The following is a 20586-nucleotide window of genomic DNA, read 5'->3' on the forward strand; positions in this document are numbered from 1 at the left end:
TTAAATTCGGTTTCAGGTGCGCGAAGGCATTAAACAGTGAAGGCGTCTTGCAGCAGTTTTTCCTGCTGTTCGGCGTGCTTCGATGCGTAACCACAGGCTGGCGCGGCGGAAGCGTCGCGGCCGGCGTATTCCAGGACCAGTGCCTTGTTGTGGCGGCCCAGGATACGGCGCATGTGGTGCTGGCTGCTGTACCAGGCACCCTGGTTCATCGGCTCTTCCTGACACCAGACCGCATGCTTGAGGTTGGTGTAAGGCGCCAGGATTTCGACCAGGTCGTCCTCAGGGAACGGATACAGCTGCTCGATACGCACGATGGCGATGTCTTCGCGGCCTTCGGCACGGCGTTTTTCCAGCAGGTCGTAGTAAACCTTGCCGCCGCACAGGACCAGGCGTTCGACCTTGGCCGGATCGAGGCTGTCGATTTCCGGGATCACGGTCTGGAACGAGCCTTCTGCCAGGTCTTCCAGGGTCGAGATGGCCAGCTTGTGGCGCAGCAGCGACTTCGGCGTCAGCACGATCAGCGGCTTGCGCAGCGGACGGATGACCTGGCGACGCAGCAGGTGGTAGATCTGGGCCGGGGTGGTCGGTACGCAGACCTGGATGTTGTGCTCGGCGCACAGCTGCAGGTAACGCTCCAGGCGCGCGGAGGAGTGCTCCGGGCCCTGCCCTTCATAACCGTGTGGCAGCAGCATGGTCAGACCGCACAGACGGCCCCACTTGTGCTCGCCGCTGGTGATGAACTGGTCGATCACCACTTGCGCACCGTTGGCGAAGTCACCGAACTGGGCTTCCCAGATCACCAGCGCGTTCGGCGTGGTGGTCGAGTAGCCGTATTCGAAGGCCAGTACCGCTTCTTCCGACAGGAAGGAGTCGTACAGTTCGAACTGAGGCTGGCCCGGGAACAGGTTCTTCAGCGGTACGTAGGTGCTGGCGTCCTTCTGGTTGTGCAGCACCGCGTGACGGTGCGAGAAGGTGCCACGGCCGATGTCCTGGCCGGTCATGCGGATCGGGTGACCTTCGAACTGCAGGGTGGCGTAGGCCATGGTCTCTGCATAACCCCAGTTGATCGGCAAGCCACCGGCCTGCATCTTCTGACGGTCTTCGTAGATCTTGGCGACCTGGCGCTGGACGACGAAACCTTCCGGGATCTCCAGCAGCTTGGCCGACAGTTCCTGCAGGGTCTTGAGGTCGAAGCGGGTGTCGTGACGCGCGGTCCAGGCATGGCCCAGGTACGGACGCCAGTCGACGAACAGCTCGCGGTTCGGCTCCTTGACCAGGCTCTTCACCACGTGCAGGCCGTTGTCCAGCGCGTTGCGGTACTCGTCGATCTTGGCCTGGGCGCGCTCGGAATCGATGCGGCCGGCCTGGATCAGTGCCTCAGCGTACAGTTCACGCGTGGTGCGCTGCTTGCTGATCTGCTGGTACATCAAAGGCTGGGTGCCGTTCGGCTCGTCGGCCTCGTTGTGGCCGCGACGGCGGTAGCAGACCAGGTCGATGACCACGTCACGCTTGAACTGCATGCGGTAGTCGATGGCCAGCTGGGTCACGAAAAGCACGGCTTCCGGGTCGTCGCCGTTCACGTGCAGGATCGGCGCCTGGATCATCTTGGCAACGTCGGTGGCGTACTCGGTGGAGCGCGCGTCCAGCGGGTTGCTGATGGTGAAACCAACCTGGTTGTTGATCACGATGTGCACGGTACCGCCGGTCTTGAAACCGCGGGTCTGCGACATCTGGAAGGTTTCCATGACCACGCCCTGGCCGGCGAATGCTGCGTCGCCGTGGATCGAGATCGGCAGTACCTTGTCGCCAACGGTGTCGTTGCGGCGGTCCTGACGGGCGCGCACCGAACCCTCGACCACTGGCGAGACGATTTCCAGGTGGGACGGGTTGAACGCCATGGCCAGGTGCACTTCGCCACCCGGGGTCATCACGTTCGAGGAGAAGCCCTGGTGATACTTCACGTCACCGGAGCCCAGCTCGTTCATCTTCTTGCCTTCGAACTCGTCGAACAGCTCGCGCGGGTTCTTGCCGAAGGTGTTGACCAGAACGTTCAGGCGGCCACGGTGGGCCATGCCGATCACGACTTCCTTGGTGCCGTAGGAACCGGAACGCTGGATCATCTCGTCCAGCATCGGGATCAGGCTTTCGCCGCCCTCGAGGCCGAAACGCTTGGTGCCCGGGTACTTGGTGCCCAGGTATTTCTCAAGGCCTTCACCGGCGGTCACGCGCTCGAGCAGGTGGGCCTGCACGTCAGCGGAAAACTCCGGACGGCCGCGCACGCTTTCCAGGCGCTGCTGGAACCAGCTGCGCTGCTCGGAATCGACGATGTGGGTGAACTCGGCGCCAATGGTGCGACAATATGTCTTCTGGAGCGCCTCGAAGATCTCGCGTAGGCTCGCCTCCTCTTTGCCGATGAACAGGTCGCCGGCACGGAAGGTCGTATCAAGATCGGCATTGGTCAAGCCGTAGTGATTGATCGACAGGTCTACGGGCGCAGGACGCTGCCACAACCCCAACGGGTCGAGCTTGGCAGCCTGATGGCCGCGCATACGATAGGCCTGGATCAGTCGCAGAACTTCAACCTGCTTCTTCTCGTGTTCACTGCTCACGCTCCCGGCGGATACCGGTTGGGCGCGGCGCTGGTTCTTTGCCAGCAGTACGAAATGGTCGCGGATTGTCGAGTGCGATACATCGGTAGCGGTGCTGCCGTCGGCGGGCAACTTCTGGAAGTAGGTGCGCCACTCTTCTGGCACAGCGTTAGGGTCGTGCAGGTAGAGCTCATAAAGCTCTTCCACATATGCAGCGTTACCACCTGAAAGGTGGGCGCTTTCCCACATGCGCTGCATCACGCTTTCTTGCATGCTTGGTCACCCTCGGTTAGGGGACTGATCGGCGAGAGCCACAGCAAACCTGGAAAAGTCCGAATACAGCGACTGAACCACGCCACTTGGATCCTGCTGATTTTCCGGGTACCAGCCCGGAAAGCCCCTGCTGGTCTCATATCTTCATAGGTAATGAACGCGGGCTTTGTGGGCCCTTGTTCGGGTTTTACCTCAGTGCGGGCTCACCACCCGCACCTCGGCTTACTGCAGGTACAACACTTTGTATCAGGTGCCGCTTTGCAGCAGCATGTTACGTACGTGGCCGATTGCCTTGGTCGGGTTCAGACCTTTCGGGCAAACGTTGACGCAGTTCATGATCCCGCGGCAGCGGAATACGCTGAACGGGTCATCCAGGGACGCCAGGCGCTCCTGGGTCTTGGTGTCACGGCTGTCGGCCAGGAAGCGATAGGCTTGCAGCAGTGCGGCCGGGCCCAGGAACTTGTCCGGGTTCCACCAGAACGATGGGCAGGAAGTCGAGCAGCAAGCGCACAGGATGCACTCGTACAGGCCGTCCAGCTTGTCGCGGTCTTCCGGCGACTGCAGGCGCTCGATGGCCGGCGCAGGAGTGTCGTTCTGCAGGAACGGCTTCACCTTCTCGTACTGCTTGTAGAAGATGCTCATGTCGACGACCAGGTCACGAATGACCGGCAGGCCCGGCAGCGGGCGCAGAACCAGCTTGTTGCCCTTCACCACCGCCGACAGCGGGGTGATGCAGGCCAGGCCGTTCTTGCCGTTCATGTTCATGCCGTCGGAACCGCAAACGCCTTCACGGCAGGAGCGACGGTACGAGAAACCTTCGTCCTTTTCCTTGATCAGCGCCAATACATCGAGAACCATCAGGTCCTTGCCGCCGGTATCGACGTCGAACGACTCCATTTTGGGCGCCGAGTCGGTGTCCGGGTTGTAACGATAAACTTCGACTTTCAACATAGCAGCCACCCTTAGTAAGTCCGGACTTTTGGTTCGAAGGCTGGAACAGTCTTCGGCGCAAAGTTGACGCCGCGCTTGGCAACGCGCTTCTCACCCGGGTAGTACAGGGTGTGGCACAGCCAGTTTTCGTCGTCACGGTCTTCGAAGTCTTCACGGGCGTGGGCGCCGCGGGACTCTTTACGGGCTTCGGCCGCGATGGCGGTAGCTTCGGCGACTTCCAGCAGGTTCTGCAGCTCCAGCGCTTCGATACGCGCGGTGTTGAAGGCCTGGGACTTGTCGTTGATCTTGACGTTGGCAATACGGTCACGCAGGCCGGCCAGCTGCTCGATACCCTTCTGCATGTATTCGCCAGTACGGAATACACCGAAGTAGTTCTGCATGCAGCTCTGCAGCTCGCGCTTGAGGCTGGCAACGTCTTCGCCAGCGGTACGCTCGTTGAGCTTGTTCAGGCGGTTCAGGGCAACATCGATATCGGTGTCGCTGGCGTCGCGGTATTCCACGCCGTCGGACAGCGATTTTTCCAGGTGCAGGCCAGCGGCACGACCGAATACCACCAGGTCGAGCAGCGAGTTGCCGCCCAGGCGGTTGGCACCGTGGACCGATACGCACGCCACTTCACCCACTGCGAACAGACCCGGGATGATTTGGTCCTTGCCTTCGGCGTCCATGGTGATGGCCTGGCCATGAATATTGGTGGCAACGCCGCCCATCATGTAGTGGCAGGTCGGTACGACCGGAACCGGCGCGACGACTGGGTCGACGTGGGCGAAGGTCTTGGACAGCTCGCAGATACCTGGCAGGCGGCTGTGCAGCACTTCCTCGCCCAGGTGGTCCAGCTTCAGCAGCACGTGGTCCTTGTTCGGGCCCACGCCGTTGCCGGCGATGATTTCCTTGACCATGGAACGGGCAACCACGTCGCGGCCGGCCAGGTCTTTCGCGTTCGGCGCGTAACGCTCCATGAAGCGCTCGCCGTGGGCGTTGATCAGGTAGCCACCTTCACCGCGGCAACCTTCGGTAACCAGTACACCGGCGCCGGCGATGCCGGTCGGGTGGAACTGCCACATCTCGATGTCCTGCACCGGCACGCCTGCACGCAGCGCCATGCCGATACCGTCACCGGTGTTGATCAGGGCGTTGGTGGTGGAGGCGTAGATACGACCGGCACCGCCAGTGGCCAGAACGGTGGCCTTGGACTTGATGTACATGGTTTCGCCGGTTTCGATGCAGATTGCGATCACACCGACGAACGCGCCGTCCTGGTTCTTCACCAGGTCAACAGCGTAGTACTCGTTGAGGAAGGTAGTGCCTGCCTTCAGGTTGCCCTGGTACAGGGTGTGCAGCAGCGCGTGACCGGTACGGTCGGAAGCAGCACAGGTACGGGCGGCCTGGCCACCTTTACCGAAGTCCTTGGACTGGCCACCGAACGGACGCTGGTAGATGCGGCCGGTTTCGGTACGCGAGAACGGCAGGCCCATGTGGTCCAGCTCGAAGACCGCAGCCGGGCCTTCCTGACACATGTATTCGATAGCGTCCTGGTCACCGATGTAGTCGGAGCCCTTGACGGTATCGTACATGTGCCAGCGCCAGTCGTCGTTCGGGTCGGCCGAAGCGATGGCGCAGGTGATGCCGCCCTGGGCGGATACAGTGTGCGAACGGGTCGGGAAGACCTTGGTGACCACGGCAGTCTTGTGGCCGCCTTGAGCCAGCTGCAGCGCTGCGCGCATGCCGGCGCCGCCGCCACCGATGATGATGGCGTCGAAGGAAATGGTTGGAATGCTAGCCATGGATCAGATACCCCAGAGAATCTGCACACCCCAGACGAAGTAAGCGAACATCGCAACGCCGCATACCGCCTGGAACAGGAAACGAATCGCAGTTGCCGACTTGCCGAACGACATTGGCGTCAGGTAGTCGGTCGCAATGGTCCACATGCCGACCCAGGCGTGAGCGCCCAGGGCAACGAGGGCCAGCAGACTGAAGATCCGCATCGCGTTGTTGGAGAACAGACCATGCCACTGGGTGTAGTCGATGCCTGGGTGGGCGACCACGTAGCCGATCAGGAAGAGGAAGTAAGCCGCGAGAACGACCGCAGAAACGCGCTGCGCCATCCAGTCATAGAGGCCCGAACGCGACAGGTTCGTGACATTGGTTACCATACCCAAACTCCCACCAGAACGATCAGCACCACGGAGATGACGATCACGATTTTCGAGCCCAGCTTGCCGCCTTCCAGCGTCTCACCGATGCCCATGTCCATGATCAGGTGACGTACACCTGCCACGAGGTGATAAAGCAGGGCGGATAGCAGGCCCCAGGTCACGAATTTGGCCAGCGGGCTGGTCAGACACGCCTTCACCTCACCAAAGCCTTCCTCGGAACCCAGCGACTTGCCCAGTGCATAAAGCATGATGGCAAGGCCAAGGAACAGGATGACGCCGGAGATACGATGCAGGATGGACGTGTACGCAGTGACGGGGAGCTTGATGGTCCTTAGGTCTAGGTTTACAGGTCGTTGGCTTTTCACGGCTTTTTTCACACTGAAGAGCCCCTAGCGAATCAGGGCAAAGTTGTTGGTAAGTGTACTGGTCAGGTACCCACCACCCAGGGAACGGCGACCCCCAGCAGTTCGGGCTTGCAAGCCCCTGGCGGTCGGGTTGCGAGTATAGACAGTTAGGCTGCTTATGACAACGTGACGGGGTAGCCCAAATAGCGCATTGCCTTTAACGCACAAAAGGCGTAAATGGGCGAGAATTTCGCGAAAAATCAGGCCTCAATGCCTGTTTCAACAAGCCTTTAGGCAAATTGACATCTGAATTTATCCCTCTATAGTGGTGCGGGCCCTGCGTGGGGGGTCTGTCTGATGATTTCAAGCATTAATAGGAGGCCACATGGCTGACAAAAAAGCGCAGTTGGTCATCGAGGGCGCTGCCCCCGTCGAGCTGCCCATTTTAACCGGCACCGTTGGTCCTGATGTAATCGACGTCCGCGGGTTGGGGGCCACTGGTCACTTCACCTTCGACCCTGGTTTCATGGCGACTGCCTCGTGCGAGTCGAAGATCACCTACATTGACGGCGACAAAGGTATCCTGCTGCACCGCGGCTACCCGATCGAGCAGCTCGCCGAAAAGTCCGACTACCTCGAAACCTGCTACCTGCTGCTCAACGGCGAACTGCCGAATGCCGAGCAGAAGGCCCAGTTCGTCAGCACCGTGAAAAACCACACCATGGTTCACGAGCAGCTGAAGTCCTTCTTCAACGGCTTCCGCCGCGACGCCCACCCGATGGCGGTGATGTGCGGCGTGGTCGGCGCCCTGTCGGCGTTCTATCATGACTCCCTGGACATCAATAACCCGCAACACCGCGAAATTTCCGCGGTGCGCCTGGTCGCCAAGATGCCGACCCTGGCCGCGATGGTTTACAAGTACTCCATGGGCCAGCCGATGATGTACCCGCGCAACGACCTGTCGTACGCGGAAAACTTCCTGCACATGATGTTCAACACCCCGTGCGAGATCAAACCGATCAGCCCGGTGCTGGCCAAGGCGATGGACCGGATCTTCATCCTCCACGCCGACCACGAGCAGAACGCCTCCACCTCTACCGTTCGTCTGGCCGGTTCGTCGGGTGCCAACCCGTTCGCCTGTATCGCCGCCGGTATCGCCGCACTGTGGGGCCCGGCCCACGGCGGTGCGAACGAAGCGGTACTGACCATGCTCGATGAAATCGGCGATGTCTCGAACATCGACAAGTTCATCGCCAAGGCCAAGGACAAGAACGACCCGTTCAAGCTCATGGGCTTCGGTCACCGCGTGTACAAGAACCGCGACCCGCGCGCCACCGTGATGAAGCAGACCTGCGACGAAGTCCTGCGCGAGCTGGGCATCAAGAACGACCCGCAGCTGGAACTGGCCATGCGCCTGGAAGAGATCGCCCTGACCGATCCGTACTTCATTGAGCGCTCGCTGTACCCGAACGTCGACTTCTACTCGGGGATCATCCTCAAGGCGATCGGCATTCCGACCAGCATGTTCACCGTGATCTTCGCCCTGGCACGTACCGTGGGCTGGATCTCGCACTGGAAAGAAATGCTCTCCAGCCCGTACAAGATCGGCCGCCCGCGCCAGCTGTACACCGGCGAGCAGAAGCGCGACATCGTTGCGCTGCAGGACCGCAAGTAAGCTTCCATAGCCGAACGCAAAAAGGCTGCCCTCGGGCAGCCTTTTTTATTCGTCCTGTGCTGGCCTCTTCGCGGGTAAACCCGCTCCCACAGGGACCCCACAGGCCCGAAAGTTTGCGGGATACCTGTGGGAGCGGGTTTACCCGCGAAGAGGCCGGCACAAGTGACACAATGCCTCAGTTTTTCTCAGCCCGCTCTCGCAACCCTTTCAGGGTATTGAACGGCGCATCCACCACGAACTTGTTGGCCACCATCGCCGGCACGCTACCACCCGGCTCGGTGTGCACCTGATAGGTCACTTCCGTGCTGTCACCCTTGGGCACCAGCTTCCAGAAGCCTTCGACCTTCGCCACCCGCACAAAGCCCTTCTCTTCCGGGACGTAGGTCGGCTCTTCCTTCAGGTTGCGCACCAGGCTGCCATCAGCCCCCTTGACCGTGGTCACATGCAACACCGAGTCACGCGGCGTCACCGGCCATGGCGTATTGAACTGGGTGTAGGTCCAGCTCTGGTCACCATCGTGCTTGAGCAGCTTCTGCGACTTGCATTCGTGAATCCACGCACAAGCCCCGACCACGTCCTCCTGCAACGCCTGCACCTTGGCCAGCGGCGCCTTGATCACGGTGACGCCTTGATAGGCCTTGTACTTGGAACCGGCCACTTCACTGAGGGAGACCTTGATCCCTTCCTCGTCCTTGGCCACCTGCCAGTTTTCGGCCCAGGCCGCGGGCGACAGCAGAACACCCATGCCACACAGCAGAGCAATACGCTTGAACGATCTCATCATGTTTATCCTTGTTGTCGAAGATCCAGCCTGTCACGCCGCCGTCATCTGCTCCCACCAGCCAAGAATCCTGATGGCCTCGTCACGGTCACTGCCGCACACCTCCACATCCGCCTTGAAACCGCCACACACTGCCGGCCGCTCGGGCTTGCCGAACAGGTCGCAGAGGTTGTCGACGGTAAGGTGCAGGCAGCGCTCGCCAGCCGGCTTGCCATTGGGCATGCGCGGCATCGCAGAGGTGATGGACGGGGCAATGCAGCAGGCACCACAGCCCTCACGGCAATTCATGGCTATTCACCAAAATCAGGACTCCCTGGAACAAAACGGGACGAACGTCCCTGGATAGTAACCGCTCAAACAGGCGTTTGAAATTGCTGGCATGATGAAATCTGCCGTGACCCGGTAGTCAGCTCACTAGCTACTGGCGGTACTCGAAATCGATGGCCGCCCCTTCCACGTCGCGACGGCTGTCATTGCGCAGCTGCAGCTGCATTTCGTTGCTGATCAACCGGCCATTGAGCTGGAACGGGCTGTCGCTGGTCTCCGGCTTTTCAGTGAACATGGGTGGCAGCAAAGGCTTGCGTCGCTGTATCGGCGAAGGGCTGCCCACATTCGGCTCAAGGTCATCGACCATATCGGCCGGCAGGCTGAGGTCCAGCTTCGCCTTGGGTAGCGGCTTGGCAACCTCCTTGCTCACCTGCTTGCGCGCAGGCCTGGCCTTGCTGTTACCGGCTTTTTTTGCAGGCTGCTTGTGCGCTGGCCTGGCTGCGGCTTTCTGCACCGACTTGGCTTTCTGCACCGGCGCCGCCTGCGCCTGGCCTGTCGGCTGCGCAGCCTGGGCAACACCAGCCAGGCTGCCGAGCGGTACAAGGCACAAGATCAGGGCAAAACGGCGCAAAGCATTCATGGCAAATAGACAGACTGGCAGGAAAAGTGCGTATGCTCCCTGTTCCACGGGCGCGTGGCAAGCCTACAAAAGTGCCGCTGCTGGCTCCCGGCACAATTGCTGAGCCAGCAAACCGAGCGTGATCACCGCGCGCTCGGCTTCCTTGTTCCAGGGTATACCGCAATTAAGCCGGATACAGTGGTTGAACTGCTCGGTGTTACTGAAGATCAGCCCCGGCGCAATACTGATGCCCTGCTCCAGCGCGCGCACATGCAGCTCCTGGGTATTGACCCGCCCCGGCAGGCTCACCCACAGGATGAAACCGCCCGTCGGCCGGGTCATCTGGGTACCCTCGGGGAAGTGCTGCTGCACCGCCAGCTGGTAGGCACTGAGGTTCTTGCGGTACTCCTGGCGGATGTAACGCAGGTGCCGGTCGTAGCCGCCATTTTCCAGGTAGGCCGCCACGCCCATCTGCGTCACGCTGCAGGCTGAGTGGGTGGTGAAGGTTTGCAGGCGCTGGATTTCGTCCTGATAGCGCCCGGCGATCATCCAGCCAACGCGCACGCCGGGGGACAGGGTCTTGGAAAAACTCGAGCAATAGATCACCCGGTCCAGCCGGTCGAATGCCTTGAGCGCCTTGGTCTTGCCCTGCTCGAACATCAGCTCGCCATAGATGTCATCCTCGACGATCTGGATGTCGAAGTCCGACGCCAGGCGCAGCAACTGCTTCTGCCGCTCTTCCGGGACAGTGCCACCCAGCGGGTTGCTGAGGCGCGCAGTCAGGACCAGGGCCTTGATCGACCACTGGTTGGCGGCCAGTTGCAGCGCCTCGAGGCTGATGCCGGTGGACGGGTCGCTGGGGATCTCGATCACCTTCAGGCCCAGCAGGTCGGCCAGTTGCAGCAGCCCGTAATAGGTGGGCGATTCGGCGGCGATCAGGTCGCCGGGGCGGGTCAGCACGCGCAGCGACATCTGCAGCGCATCGACACAGCCATGGGTCACGATCACTTCACGCGGGTCGACCAGCACACCGGCATCACGCATGCGAATGGCGATCTGCCGGCGCAGCGGCTCGAAACCGGGGCTGAACATGTAGCTGAAGGCACGCGGGCTGTGGAAGCGCGTGACCTTGGCAATCTGCTGGTGCAAGGCACGGACCGGCAGGTAGTCGACGTGCGGCACCGCGGCGCCGAACGGGAACACGCCATCACGGCGAGCCTCGGTCAGTACCTGCTGGATGATACTGGCGCGGGTGACCAGGCCGGGGCGCTCAACCCGGGCGATGTCCGGGGTCTGCGCGGTCAGGGCCGGGGTCTGGTGCACGTAGTAGCCGGACTGCGGCCGCGCACGGATCAGCCCCTGGTCCTCGAGATTGGCATAGGCCTGCAGCACCGTGGCATGGCTGACATTGAGCTGGGCGCTCATCTTGCGCACGGAGGGTACCCGCTCGCCTGGCTGGTAGACACCACGACGGATGTCATCGGCCAGTTGCTGGGCGATACGCTGGTACAACAGCAGGTTGGTCATGGCTGGCTCTCGACGCGCGGACGGGCTCGTTGTTCTTGTGTCGCTCACTGACGGTAGAGGATACCGTAACAGTTGCAAAGTGTACTGGGACAGATCGCAGGATAGTCAACAATACAGTTGCGTGACAGCCATGGAAACGATCAAGCCTGGGTATGCCGACGAAAAGCCGGGGGCGCTTTGCGCCCCTTTCGCGACACAAGGCCGCTCCTACAGGTACTGTGCATACCTTGAAGTTAACACTGTACCTGTGGGAGCGGCTTTAGCCGCGAACACCGGCAAAGCCGGTGCCATCCACCGCGCCGCCAAGCGGTCAGCGTGCTGGCGCCAGCTTGCCCTTGTCATCGGAGAACACGATCTCCACCCGACGGTTCTGCGCCCTGCCCCGCTCCGAGGCATTGGCCTCGATCGGGTACTGGTCGCCATAGCCCTCGACCTGCAGGCGCTTCTCGTCGATGCCCAGGTCTACCAGCATGTCGGCCACGGCCTGCGCCCGGTCACGCGACAGCTTCAGGTTGTCCTCCGCCGGGCCGGTGCTGTCGGTATAGCCCTCGATCCGCACCACCCGGCGCGGGTTGAGCTGGAGGAACTGCACCAGCTTGAGCACGGTACGGCTGGCCGAGTTCTTCAGGTCGGCCCGGCCGGTGTCGAACAGCACGTCCCCCAGGGTCATCACCAGACCACGATCGGTCTGCTCCGAGGCCAGCGCGGCGATCTGCGACTCGACCCACTTGCCCTGCTGCTGAACACTGGCCAGCTTGGCCTCGCGCAGGGCCAGCTGCAGGCGCTGGCGCTCCAGGTCGAGCTTGGCCTGGCGTTCCTGGTTCAGCGCCAGCTTGGCATGCTCGCTGGCAATTTCGCTGTAGCGCTGGCTCAGGTAGGCGTAATGGCGCACGTCGGCACCGGTGCCGATGTAGCTGGACAGGCGCTCGGCACGGGCCAGCGACTCGCCTGCGCGAATCACGTCACGCGGCGCACTGCGCAACACATTGGAATCATCCTTGACCTTCTGGAAAGCTGCAGTGGCATCATCCAGCGCTGCGCTGCTGCGCTGGCTGGCGCAGCCTTGCAAACCGGCCGCCAGCGCCAGCACTGCCAGCGCGGCCATTGGCACACGACGGATCATGGCTGCACCTCCAACTGCTTGCGCAGGCGCTGAACCCGCGACTGCAGCAGTTGCAGCTGCTCTTCGCTCTTCTGGTTCAGTACCTGGGCCTCGGCCAGGCGCGCATCCAGTTCGGCCTGCTCGGCACGCATGCGCGCATCGCGGTAGTCTTCGGTGAGCATGTTGGCCTTGGCCCGGGCCAGCTTGTCTTCAGCCAGCTTGAGCGCATCGACCTGCTCGGTGGCACCGACGGCCCTGGCCTGCTCCAGTGCCTGTTCGGAAATGCGCATCTGCTCGTTAGGGGCCGGATCGTTGGCGCAGCCAGCCAGGCCGAGCACGGCCAGGGCAAGGATTAGTGGTTGGGTTCTCACGCAATCTTCCTAGTGTTTGGGGTCGTCCGACGGCACCTGCAGCTGCGCTTTCCAGCGCTCGACATTACGTTGCAGCACGGCCTCGGATGCTCCGGAGATCGGCAATTCTGTCAGTTTTTTCGCCAATTGCCCACGCAACCAGCTGTCATTGCAGGCCGAATTGTGCGACAGGGCCAGGTACAGGCCCGGCCGATCCACCGGCAGGCCGCGGGCGATCAGGTCATTGCTCATGCCCAGGCTCTGGGCCATGGCCATGCCCGAATAGCGGCCAGCGAGCACATAATCCACCTGGCCGAGCACCAGCTTCTGGAACGCCTGGGTCAGGTTCTGTGCCGGCACCAGCTTCAGCTGGGCCTTGGCGAAAGCGGTAAAGGCCGGGGTCAGCCGCGCACGCTCGGACAAACTGCCCTGGTACTGGGCCAGGTCCGCCGGGCCCTCGAAGGCCAGTGTGGCGTCGTGACGCGTCCACACCAGATATTCGTTGAGCTGCAGGGGCGGATGGATGTAGTCCAGCGCGGTCAGTTGCTCCACCTGCATGGGGGTGTCGAGCAGCAGGTCCATGCGCCCGCTACGTACTTCTTCCAGCGCCTGGTCACGACGACCGGCGCTCAGCACCTCCACCTTCACGCCCAGTTCGCCAGCCACCTGGCGCAGCAGGTCGACGTTGGCGCCGATCAGGTGTTTCGGGTCGTTCGGGTCCTGCCACGAATAGGGCGGCGCATCAGGGCTGCCGGTTGCCACCAGGCGTTCGCACTTGCCTGCCGCCATGGCCAGCGGCGAAACCAGCACCGCCATGCAAGCCAGCACCCTGCCTGCTTTACGCAGCACCATTGCTCACTCCTTGTATTGCTTTCGGCAAGCCAGCTCCCACCGTTACAGCAACGCCCTTGAGAACTGCGCTGTACCTGTGGGAGCTGGCTTGCCGGCGATTGGGTCGGAACTGACCACAAAAAAACCCGGCCCCCTGTACGAGGGCCGGGTTCTTTATAAGTGAAGCAGGCGGATCAGACCAGCTTTTCCAGCTCCGGAACCGCTTCGAACAGGTCAGCGACCAGGCCGTAGTCGGCTACCTGGAAGATCGGCGCTTCTTCGTCCTTGTTGATCGCCACGATCACCTTGGAGTCCTTCATGCCGGCCAGGTGCTGGATCGCGCCGGAGATACCGACGGCGATGTACAGCTGTGGCGCAACGATCTTGCCGGTCTGGCCGACCTGCATGTCGTTCGGCACGAAGCCGGCGTCGACCGCGGCGCGCGAGGCACCGACGGCAGCGCCGAGCTTGTCGGCCAGGCTGTACAGGTGCTTGAAGTTGTCACCGTTGCCCATGCCACGGCCGCCGGAAACGACGATCTTGGCAGCGGTCAGCTCTGGGCGGTCGGACTTGGCCAGCTCTTCACCAACGAAGGCCGAGATGCCGGCGTTGTGCGCAGCGCCAACGGCTTCGATGGCAGCCGAACCACCTTCGGCGGCCACGGCGTCGAAGCCGGTGGTACGCACGGTGATGACCTTGATGGCAGCGCTCGATTGCACGGTGGCAATGGCGTTACCGGCATAGATCGGGCGCTTGAAGGTGTCGGCGGACTCGACCGAGATGATCTCGGAGATCTGGTCCACGTCCAGCAGCGCGGCAACGCGCGGCAGGATGTTCTTGCCGTTGGTGGTGGCCGGGGCCAGCACGTGGCTGTAGCCCTGGGCCAGCTCGACGATCAGCGGCGCAACGTTTTCTGGCAGGGCGTGGGCGTAGGCAGCGTTATCGGCAACCAGCACCTTGGCAACGCCAGCGATCTTGGCTGCGGACTCGGCAACGCCGCCCACGTTCTGGCCTGCGACCAGCACGTGCACATCACCACCGATCTTGGCGGCAGCGGCAACAGTGTTCAGGGTGGCCGGGGCTACGGCACCGTTCTCGTATTCAGCGACAACCAGGATAGTCATTTAGATTACCTTCGCTTCGTTCTTCAGCTTCTCGACCAGTTCGGCCACCGATTTGACCTTGATGCCAGCGCTGCGGGCAGCCGGGGCTTCAACCTTCAGGGTCTTGTTGGTGGAGGCGAGGGAAACGCCCAGCGCGTCTGGAGTAACGGTCTCCAGCGGCTTCTTCTTGGCCTTCATGATGTTCGGCAGCGACGCGTAGCGTGGCTCGTTCAGGCGCAGGTCGGTGGTGACGATGGCCGGCAGGTTCAGTGCAACGGTCTGCAGGCCGCCGTCGATTTCACGGGTGACGTTCAGCTTGTCGCCAGCCACTTCCACCTTGGAGGCGAAGGTGCCTTGGGCGAAGCCGGTCAGCGCAGCCAGCATCTGGCCGGTCTGGTTGTTGTCGCTGTCGATGGCCTGCTTGCCGAGGATGACCAGCTGAGGCTGCTCTTTGTCGACAACGGCTTTCAGCGCCTTGGCCACAGCCAGGGAATTCAGTTCGTCAGCGGCTTCGACCAGGATGGCACGGTCGGCACCCAGGGCCAGGGCAGTACGCAGTTGCTCCTGGGCAGTAGTCGGGCCGACGGAAACGACGACGATCTCGGACGCGACGCCCTTTTCCTTCAGGCGTACGGCTTCTTCCACGGCGATTTCGCAGAAGGGGTTCATGGACATCTTGACGTTAGCAAGGTCGACGCCGGAGTTGTCCGCCTTGACGCGAACCTTGACGTTGTAGTCGACCACTCGTTTGACAGCTACAAGAACCTTCATGGATTCCTCGTTACTCTCCGGTGAATAGATAGTCGCCAGGGGCAGAGCCCTGCGATGCGCGTGGGTACAAGGGCACCTCTAAAAACGTACCGGGAGGCGGTAACTTCACAGTGACCGAACAGTCTTGTCCGGACTCTTGCGACAAATACTCACGGGTCATTTTCTGTCGTGGCGTGTAAACTCCACTACAAACCGGCCAAAGGCCGCAAAACCCTGCTCCACACCTGGTCTTTAGAGGTGTACCTGCGCCCGGCTGCAAGCCTACGGCGAACGTAAAACCGCTCGTATCTTGACCGTAACACCCAATCCGGTCAATACGGCAAATCGGTCACCCTCCAGCCGCGTTCCTGTGATTTTACTGGCCTGCGGCAAATTCAAACAAACGTTTGTATTGGACCCGCCAAGTGGTGTAGATATAATGCGCGGCCAAGACAAAACGGTGTAGTCCGTCATTTGCCCAGCTACAGTTCCGCCGTTGCGTAGAACCGCTGCGAATGCCCCGCGCACCCATAAGACAAAGCAACAGCACGAGCCTTGATGAGTAGGAGAGAACCAGTGGAACGCGAATACATGGAATTCGACGTGGTCATCGTCGGCGCCGGCCCGGCGGGCCTGTCCGCCGCCTGCCGCCTGAAGCAGAAGGCCGCCGAAGCCGGTAGCGAAATCAGCGTCTGCGTGGTGGAAAAAGGCTCTGAAGTCGGCGCCCACATCCTCTCCGGCGCGGTGTTCGAACCCCGTGCCCTGAACGAGCTGTTCCCAGACTGGAAAGAGCTCGGCGCGCCGCTGAACACCGAAGTGAAGCGTGACGACATCTACGTGCTCAAGGATGCCGGCAGTTCGACCAAGGTGCCTGACCTGTTCGTGCCCAAGACCATGCACAACCAGGGCAACTACATCATCTCGCTGGGCAACCTGTGCCGCTGGCTGGCCCAGCAGGCAGAGAACCTGGGAGTGGAAGTCTACCCGGGCTTCGCCGCCCAGGAAGCGCTGTTCGATGAAAACGGCGTGGTGCGCGGCATTGTCACCGGCGACATGGGCGTCGACCGCGAAGGCAACCCGAAAGACGGCATGTACACCCCTGGCATGGAGCTGCGTGGCAAGTACACCCTGTTCGCCGAAGGCTGCCGTGGCCACATCGGCAAGCAGCTGATCAAGCGCTTCAACCTGGATAGCGAATCCGATGTGCAGCACTACGGCATCGGCCTGAAGGAAATCTGGGAAATCGACCCGGCCAAGCACGAGCAGGGCCTGGTGGTGCACACCGCCGGCTGGCCGCTGGACGTGATGGCCAAGGACAACACCGGTGGTTCGTTCCTCTATCACCTGGAAAACAACCAGGTGGTGGTCGGCCTGATCGTCGACCTGTCCTATGCCAACCCGTACCTGTCGCCGTTCGACGAGTTCCAGCGCCTCAAGCACCACCCGGTGATGGCGCAATATCTCGAAGGCGGCAAGCGCATCAGCTACGGTGCCCGTGCCATCTGCAAGGGCGGCTTCAACTCGCTGCCGAAGATGGTCTTCAACGGCGGCGCGCTGATCGGCTGCGACCTGGGCACCCTGAACTTCGCCAAGATCAAGGGCAGCCACACCGCGATGAAGTCCGGCATGCTGGCCGCCGAAGCGGTGGCTGACGCACTGCTCGCCGGCAGCGAAGGCGGTGACCAGCTCAACGGCTACGTCAGCGCCTTCAAGGCCAGCTGGCTGTACGAGGAGCTGTTCGCCAGCCGCAACTTCGGCCCGGCCATGCACAAGTTCGGCCCGCTGCTGGGCGCGGCGTTCAACTATGTGGACCAGAACTGGTTCGGCGGCAAGCTGCCGTTCACCCTGCACGACACCAAGCCGGACTACGCCTGCCTGAAGCTGGCGGCCGAGTCGCAGAAGATCGACTACCCGAAACCGGACGGCAAGCTCAGCTTCGACAAGCTCAGTTCGGTATTCCTCTCCAGCACCAACCACGAAGAGGAACAACCCTGCCACCTGAAACTTACCGACCCGAACGTGCCGATCGCCAGCAACCTGCCGCTGTACGACGAGCCGGCCCAGCGCTACTGCCCGGCGGGCGTGTACGAAGTGGTCACTCAGGAGGATGGCAACAAGCGCTTCCAGATCAACGCGCAGAACTGCGTGCACTGCAAGACCTGCGACATCAAGGACCCGGCCCAGAACATCACCTGGGTCACCCCTGAAGGCGCTGGCGGGCCGAACTACCCGAACATGTAAGGCCCCTGCCCTGCGCTAACGAAAAGCCCCCGGTTCTCACGAGCCGGGGGCTTTTTGTTTTACCTGTTCTGGCTGTACTGGCCCGTGTAGGAGCAGCCTTGTGTCGCGATGGGCTGCGCAGCAGCCCCGATGGTTTGCGCTGGAGCATAGGTCCTGGGGCTGCTGCGCAGCCCATCGCGACACAAGGCCGCTCCTACAAAGTCCGCGTGCCATCCCACTGTGGTGCCGGCTCAGGAAGTCTGTCTCAGCCCCCCCCAAGACCATTACACGCTCATTTGTCACCACACATGATGGGCATCGGTTCCGCGGCAAACGCCAATGGCTCCCGACGCCCGAAATACAAGGCCGTCAGCAACCCCACCGTACCCATGACCAGACAAAAGCCGACACACACCCACGGGCTCCACGGCATCAGCGCAATCAGCGCCAGCGGTGTGGTGCTGGCCCAAAGCGCGTAGGCCACGTTATAGGTAAAGGAGATGCCCGACACGCGGATCTCGGCCGGGAACAACCCGACCATCACTGACGGCACCACGCCCACCACGCCGCAGGACAGGCCCGCCAGCGCATAGGCCAGCCAGGTCATGCCCCACTGCCCCACCAGGCTGGCATACAACGCGCCGATGCCCACCGGCAGCAACAGGCTGTAGAACATCAGTGCGCGCCAGGCGCCTGCACGGTCGACCAGCAGCCCGGCGAGCACGCAGCCGATGTTGAGGAAGACGATGCCCACGCTGCTAAGGGCAAAGGTGTGCCCGGCACTCATGCCGAAGCGCTGCTGCATCACTGTCGGGGTAATCACCACCAGCACCACCACGGCGGAAGTCAGCACGCAGGTCAGCAGCGCCGCCGGGATCAACGCCCGGCGGTGTTCGCCCAGCACCCGCCGCAGCGGAAAGCTCACCGGCTGCTCCTGGCGCGCGCGCAAGGCAAGGAACACCGGTGTTTCGCTGAGCCAACGACGCAGCCACACGCCGATCACGCCGAATACCCCGCCGAGCAGGAACGGGTAGCGCCAGGCGTAGTCGAGGATTTCCTGCGGGGTGAACACTTGCGCCAGCAAGGTCGCGGTCAGTGCCCCCAGCAGATAGCCAAAGGTCAGGCCGGCCTGCAGGAAGCCCAGGGCATAACCGCGCCGCCCGGCTGGCGCGTGCTCGGCGACGAAAGTCCAGGCGCTCGGCACCTCGCCGCCCACCGCCGCGCCCTGCAGGATACGCAGTGCCAGCAGGATCAGCGGCGCGGCATAGCCGATATCGGCGTAGGTCGGCATCACCCCGATCAACAGGCACGGCAGGGCCATCATCAGGATGCTCAGGCTGAAGACCCGCTTGCGTCCCAGGTGGTCGGCGAAGTGCGCCATCAGGATGCCGCCCAGCGGCCGCGCCAGGTAGCCGGTGACGAAGATTCCGAAGCTTTGCAGCAGGCGCAGCCATTCGGGCATCTCGGGCGGGAAGAACAGCTGGCTGAGGGTCAGCGCAAAGAATACGAAGATGATGAAGTCGTAGATTTCCAGCGCGCCGCCCAACGCCGCCAGGCCCAGGGTCCGGTGGTCGCCGCGGCTGAACCGGGGCGGGCGAGCGGTATCGATGGCAGTCATGGCAGGGTCCGCAAATCGGCAAAGGGCAAGAGGATAGCAAATAGCTGCCCCCTTGCCCTGCCCACTGCGGCTTTAGCGGTTGAACATGGTGTTGACGAAATTGGCCTTCGGCCGTCGCCGCACCGTGGCAGCCGGCATGGCACCCGGCAGCGGCAGCTTGCCGACCAGCAGCGGCGTATCGATGATCGCCATGAACGCCTCCAGTGCCTCGTTGTCCGGCACCTGGGGCAGGCTCAGGCTGACGGCCTGGCGCTCGGTCTGCGGCACCAAGGGCACTTGCAACTGGGTAGAGTGATAAAGCAGGGCGTGCTGGATCTGCGTGCTGACGCGGCAGAAGCGCGCCAGGTCGACCCCGACATGGCTGGCCAGCTCGATATTGCCCAACAGCAGGTGGAAAGGCTGCAAGGCACTCAGCACCAGGCGCTGCAGCTCCTCGAAGCTGTCCACTGGCGCTATCCGGTAGTAACCCAGGCCGTTGAGCAGCCGCTCCAGTTGCAGGCGCTGGCAGGGGTGTGCGTCGGCGATGAGGATGCGCAGGGTCTTGTTGGCCATGGCGGGACCTGGGCAGTTGGGTAATGGGTAGGCTCCATGACCATACTGCGCCAGTAACGGCTGCTGCCAAGGCTACGCCTGGCAGGGGTCTTATTTGATAGAAGTCTGGAAAACCGTGGAAATCAAGTGATCGACTGACGGAATTTTCATCTGCATTCAACCCGGCGATCAGGATTCCCACTCGCGCATGCGCACCCGGCAGTGCTTCATGGCATTGACGATGTGCTTCTCCACCAGGCTGCGGGAAATACCCAGGTGTTCGGCAATCTGCTGGTGTGACAGGCCTTCGAGCTTGCGCAGCAGGAAGCAGTCGCGGCAGACCTTGCTCAGCTCATCCAGCGCGCGCTGCATCAGTGCCAGGCGCTGGTCGAGCTGCATGTCGTGGGTCGGCGCCGGGGTATGCCAGCGCTCGTCGCTGTCCAGCACCTCCAGCGGCTCGGCCTGGCGTACCTGATGCCGCCGGTGGCGGTCGACCACCAGGTTGAGCGCGGTGCGGTAAAGGAAGGCACGCGGGTGCTCGATGCGCTCGGCGTCGGTGCGTTCCAGCACCCGCAGGTAGGCATCGTGCGCCACGTCTTCGGCGGCCTGACGATTGCCCAGGCGCGCGGAAAGGAAGCCCACCAGTTCGCGATAGTAATGTTCCACGACGTTACCTGAGATCGTCCTGCCAGCCTATGCCAGAAAGCCCTTTCAGGCAGCAACGCGGGACCGAGTGATGTCAGCGTGCGATCTTACAAATTATAATTATTCTCAGCAACAAGGTGCATGGAGCAACACCGCCACCACCCCAAGTGTATGCGCCCGTCTGTGGGAGCGGCCTTGTGTCGCGAAAGGGCCGCAAAGCGGCCCCGGCAATCTGCAGTGATGCGAAGATCC

At 62.2% G+C, this 20586-nt stretch carries 19 protein-coding genes; 2 read left to right on the forward strand and 17 right to left on the reverse strand.

Going from position 1 to position 20586, the window contains the following annotated elements:
- Positions 1-29: 29 nt before the first annotated feature.
- The 5 genes from C163_RS17640 to sdhC all read right to left on the reverse strand — a co-directional run bounded on the left by C163_RS17640 (position 30) and on the right by sdhC (position 6348).
- The gene (locus C163_RS17640) at positions 30-2861 is read right to left on the reverse strand and encodes a 2-oxoglutarate dehydrogenase E1 component (RefSeq protein WP_025339970.1); all 2832 of its coding nucleotides are present in this window, start codon (positions 2859-2861) and stop codon (positions 30-32) included.
- 246 nt (positions 2862-3107) lie between these two features.
- Positions 3108-3812 (reverse strand): succinate dehydrogenase iron-sulfur subunit, encoded by a 705-nt coding sequence (locus C163_RS17645; protein WP_016711649.1) that lies wholly within the window; start codon positions 3810-3812, stop codon positions 3108-3110.
- 11 nt (positions 3813-3823) lie between these two features.
- Positions 3824-5596, reverse strand: coding sequence for a succinate dehydrogenase flavoprotein subunit (gene sdhA, locus C163_RS17650; RefSeq protein ID WP_025339971.1), 1773 nt, complete (start codon positions 5594-5596; stop codon positions 3824-3826).
- A 3-nt stretch (positions 5597-5599) separates the two neighbouring features.
- Complete coding sequence (gene sdhD, locus C163_RS17655; RefSeq protein WP_003254214.1) at positions 5600-5968, reverse strand: succinate dehydrogenase, hydrophobic membrane anchor protein; 369 nt, start codon at positions 5966-5968, stop codon at positions 5600-5602.
- Complete coding sequence (gene sdhC / locus C163_RS17660) at positions 5962-6348, reverse strand: succinate dehydrogenase, cytochrome b556 subunit (protein WP_012315350.1); 387 nt, start codon at positions 6346-6348, stop codon at positions 5962-5964. The genes sdhD and sdhC overlap by 7 nt, the downstream gene beginning before the upstream one ends.
- A gap of 352 nt (positions 6349-6700) precedes the next feature.
- Between sdhC and gltA the strand changes: the two genes are divergently transcribed.
- Positions 6701-7990 (forward strand): citrate synthase, encoded by a 1290-nt coding sequence (gene gltA / locus C163_RS17665; RefSeq protein WP_013973445.1) that lies wholly within the window; start codon positions 6701-6703, stop codon positions 7988-7990.
- A gap of 175 nt (positions 7991-8165) precedes the next feature.
- Here the strand turns inward: gltA and C163_RS17670 are convergent, their stop codons facing one another.
- From C163_RS17670 to C163_RS17710, 9 genes are all read right to left on the reverse strand, one after another.
- Positions 8166-8771 (reverse strand): START domain-containing protein, encoded by a 606-nt coding sequence (locus tag C163_RS17670; protein WP_025339972.1) that lies wholly within the window; start codon positions 8769-8771, stop codon positions 8166-8168.
- A gap of 33 nt (positions 8772-8804) precedes the next feature.
- On the reverse strand, positions 8805-9059 hold the full coding sequence (locus C163_RS17675) for a YkgJ family cysteine cluster protein (protein WP_025339973.1): 255 nt from the start codon (positions 9057-9059) through the stop codon (positions 8805-8807).
- 130 nt (positions 9060-9189) lie between these two features.
- Positions 9190-9678 (reverse strand): hypothetical protein, encoded by a 489-nt coding sequence (locus C163_RS17680; protein WP_025339974.1) that lies wholly within the window; start codon positions 9676-9678, stop codon positions 9190-9192.
- A gap of 63 nt (positions 9679-9741) precedes the next feature.
- Positions 9742-11184, reverse strand: a complete 1443-nt coding sequence (locus C163_RS17685) for a PLP-dependent aminotransferase family protein (RefSeq protein WP_025339975.1) — start codon at positions 11182-11184, stop codon at positions 9742-9744.
- Positions 11185-11494: 310 nt separating this feature from the next.
- Positions 11495-12307 carry an OmpA family protein gene (locus tag C163_RS17690; protein ID WP_025339976.1) on the reverse strand — a complete coding sequence of 271 codons (813 nt, stop codon included), beginning with the start codon at positions 12305-12307 and terminating at the stop codon, positions 11495-11497.
- Complete coding sequence (locus tag C163_RS17695; protein WP_023661849.1) at positions 12304-12657, reverse strand: DUF4398 domain-containing protein; 354 nt, start codon at positions 12655-12657, stop codon at positions 12304-12306. Before C163_RS17695 ends, C163_RS17690 begins: the two co-directional genes overlap by 4 nt.
- Before the next feature lie 9 nt (positions 12658-12666).
- Complete coding sequence (locus C163_RS17700) at positions 12667-13488, reverse strand: ABC transporter substrate-binding protein (RefSeq protein WP_025339977.1); 822 nt, start codon at positions 13486-13488, stop codon at positions 12667-12669.
- Between the two features lie 173 nt (positions 13489-13661).
- Positions 13662-14591, reverse strand: coding sequence for an electron transfer flavoprotein subunit alpha/FixB family protein (locus C163_RS17705; RefSeq protein WP_025339978.1), 930 nt, complete (start codon positions 14589-14591; stop codon positions 13662-13664).
- Positions 14592-15341, reverse strand: coding sequence for an electron transfer flavoprotein subunit beta/FixA family protein (locus C163_RS17710; protein WP_025339979.1), 750 nt, complete (start codon positions 15339-15341; stop codon positions 14592-14594).
- Positions 15342-15878: 537 nt separating this feature from the next.
- Between C163_RS17710 and C163_RS17715 the strand changes: the two genes are divergently transcribed.
- Entirely contained in the window at positions 15879-17561 is a 1683-nt protein-coding gene (locus tag C163_RS17715; protein WP_081742297.1) for an electron transfer flavoprotein-ubiquinone oxidoreductase, read from the forward strand.
- Between the two features lie 271 nt (positions 17562-17832).
- Here the strand turns inward: C163_RS17715 and C163_RS17720 are convergent, their stop codons facing one another.
- From C163_RS17720 to C163_RS17730, 3 genes are all read right to left on the reverse strand, one after another.
- Complete coding sequence (locus tag C163_RS17720) at positions 17833-19158, reverse strand: MFS transporter (protein ID WP_025339981.1); 1326 nt, start codon at positions 19156-19158, stop codon at positions 17833-17835.
- A 72-nt stretch (positions 19159-19230) separates the two neighbouring features.
- Positions 19231-19710: a response regulator gene (locus tag C163_RS17725; protein WP_025339982.1), complete on the reverse strand. Its 480-nt coding sequence runs from the start codon at positions 19708-19710 to the stop codon at positions 19231-19233.
- A 168-nt stretch (positions 19711-19878) separates the two neighbouring features.
- The gene (locus tag C163_RS17730; RefSeq protein WP_025339983.1) at positions 19879-20355 is read right to left on the reverse strand and encodes a sigma-70 family RNA polymerase sigma factor; all 477 of its coding nucleotides are present in this window, start codon (positions 20353-20355) and stop codon (positions 19879-19881) included.
- Positions 20356-20586 lie beyond the last annotated feature (231 nt).

Origin of the sequence: Pseudomonas sp. FGI182, from assembly GCF_000511325.1 — a bacterium.
Classification (GTDB): domain Bacteria; phylum Pseudomonadota; class Gammaproteobacteria; order Pseudomonadales; family Pseudomonadaceae; genus Aquipseudomonas; species Aquipseudomonas putida_Z.

Bases quoted from the DNA above. Each gene is read 5' to 3' on its own strand.
- C163_RS17700 (WP_025339977.1), bottom strand. From the start codon at position 13,488: ATGGTGCTGCGTAAAGCAGGCAGGGTGCTGGCTTGCATGGCGGTGCTG.
- sdhA (WP_025339971.1), bottom strand. From the start codon at position 5,596: ATGGCTAGCATTCCAACCATTTCCTTCGACGCCATCATCATCGGTGGC.
- sdhD (WP_003254214.1), bottom strand. From the start codon at position 5,968: ATGGTAACCAATGTCACGAACCTGTCGCGTTCGGGCCTCTATGACTGG.
- C163_RS17645 (WP_016711649.1), bottom strand. From the start codon at position 3,812: ATGTTGAAAGTCGAAGTTTATCGTTACAACCCGGACACCGACTCGGCG.
- C163_RS17715 (WP_081742297.1), top strand. From the start codon at position 15,879: ATGAGTAGGAGAGAACCAGTGGAACGCGAATACATGGAATTCGACGTG.
- C163_RS17705 (WP_025339978.1), bottom strand. From the start codon at position 14,591: ATGACTATCCTGGTTGTCGCTGAATACGAGAACGGTGCCGTAGCCCCG.
- C163_RS17675 (WP_025339973.1), bottom strand. From the start codon at position 9,059: ATGAATTGCCGTGAGGGCTGTGGTGCCTGCTGCATTGCCCCGTCCATC.
- C163_RS17680 (WP_025339974.1), bottom strand. From the start codon at position 9,678: ATGAATGCTTTGCGCCGTTTTGCCCTGATCTTGTGCCTTGTACCGCTC.
- C163_RS17640 (WP_025339970.1), bottom strand. From the start codon at position 2,861: ATGCAAGAAAGCGTGATGCAGCGCATGTGGGAAAGCGCCCACCTTTCA.
- C163_RS17725 (WP_025339982.1), bottom strand. From the start codon at position 19,710: ATGGCCAACAAGACCCTGCGCATCCTCATCGCCGACGCACACCCCTGC.
- C163_RS17685 (WP_025339975.1), bottom strand. From the start codon at position 11,184: ATGACCAACCTGCTGTTGTACCAGCGTATCGCCCAGCAACTGGCCGAT.
- C163_RS17710 (WP_025339979.1), bottom strand. From the start codon at position 15,341: ATGAAGGTTCTTGTAGCTGTCAAACGAGTGGTCGACTACAACGTCAAG.
- C163_RS17690 (WP_025339976.1), bottom strand. From the start codon at position 12,307: ATGATCCGTCGTGTGCCAATGGCCGCGCTGGCAGTGCTGGCGCTGGCG.
- C163_RS17720 (WP_025339981.1), bottom strand. From the start codon at position 19,158: ATGACTGCCATCGATACCGCTCGCCCGCCCCGGTTCAGCCGCGGCGAC.
- gltA (WP_013973445.1), top strand. From the start codon at position 6,701: ATGGCTGACAAAAAAGCGCAGTTGGTCATCGAGGGCGCTGCCCCCGTC.
- C163_RS17670 (WP_025339972.1), bottom strand. From the start codon at position 8,771: ATGAGATCGTTCAAGCGTATTGCTCTGCTGTGTGGCATGGGTGTTCTG.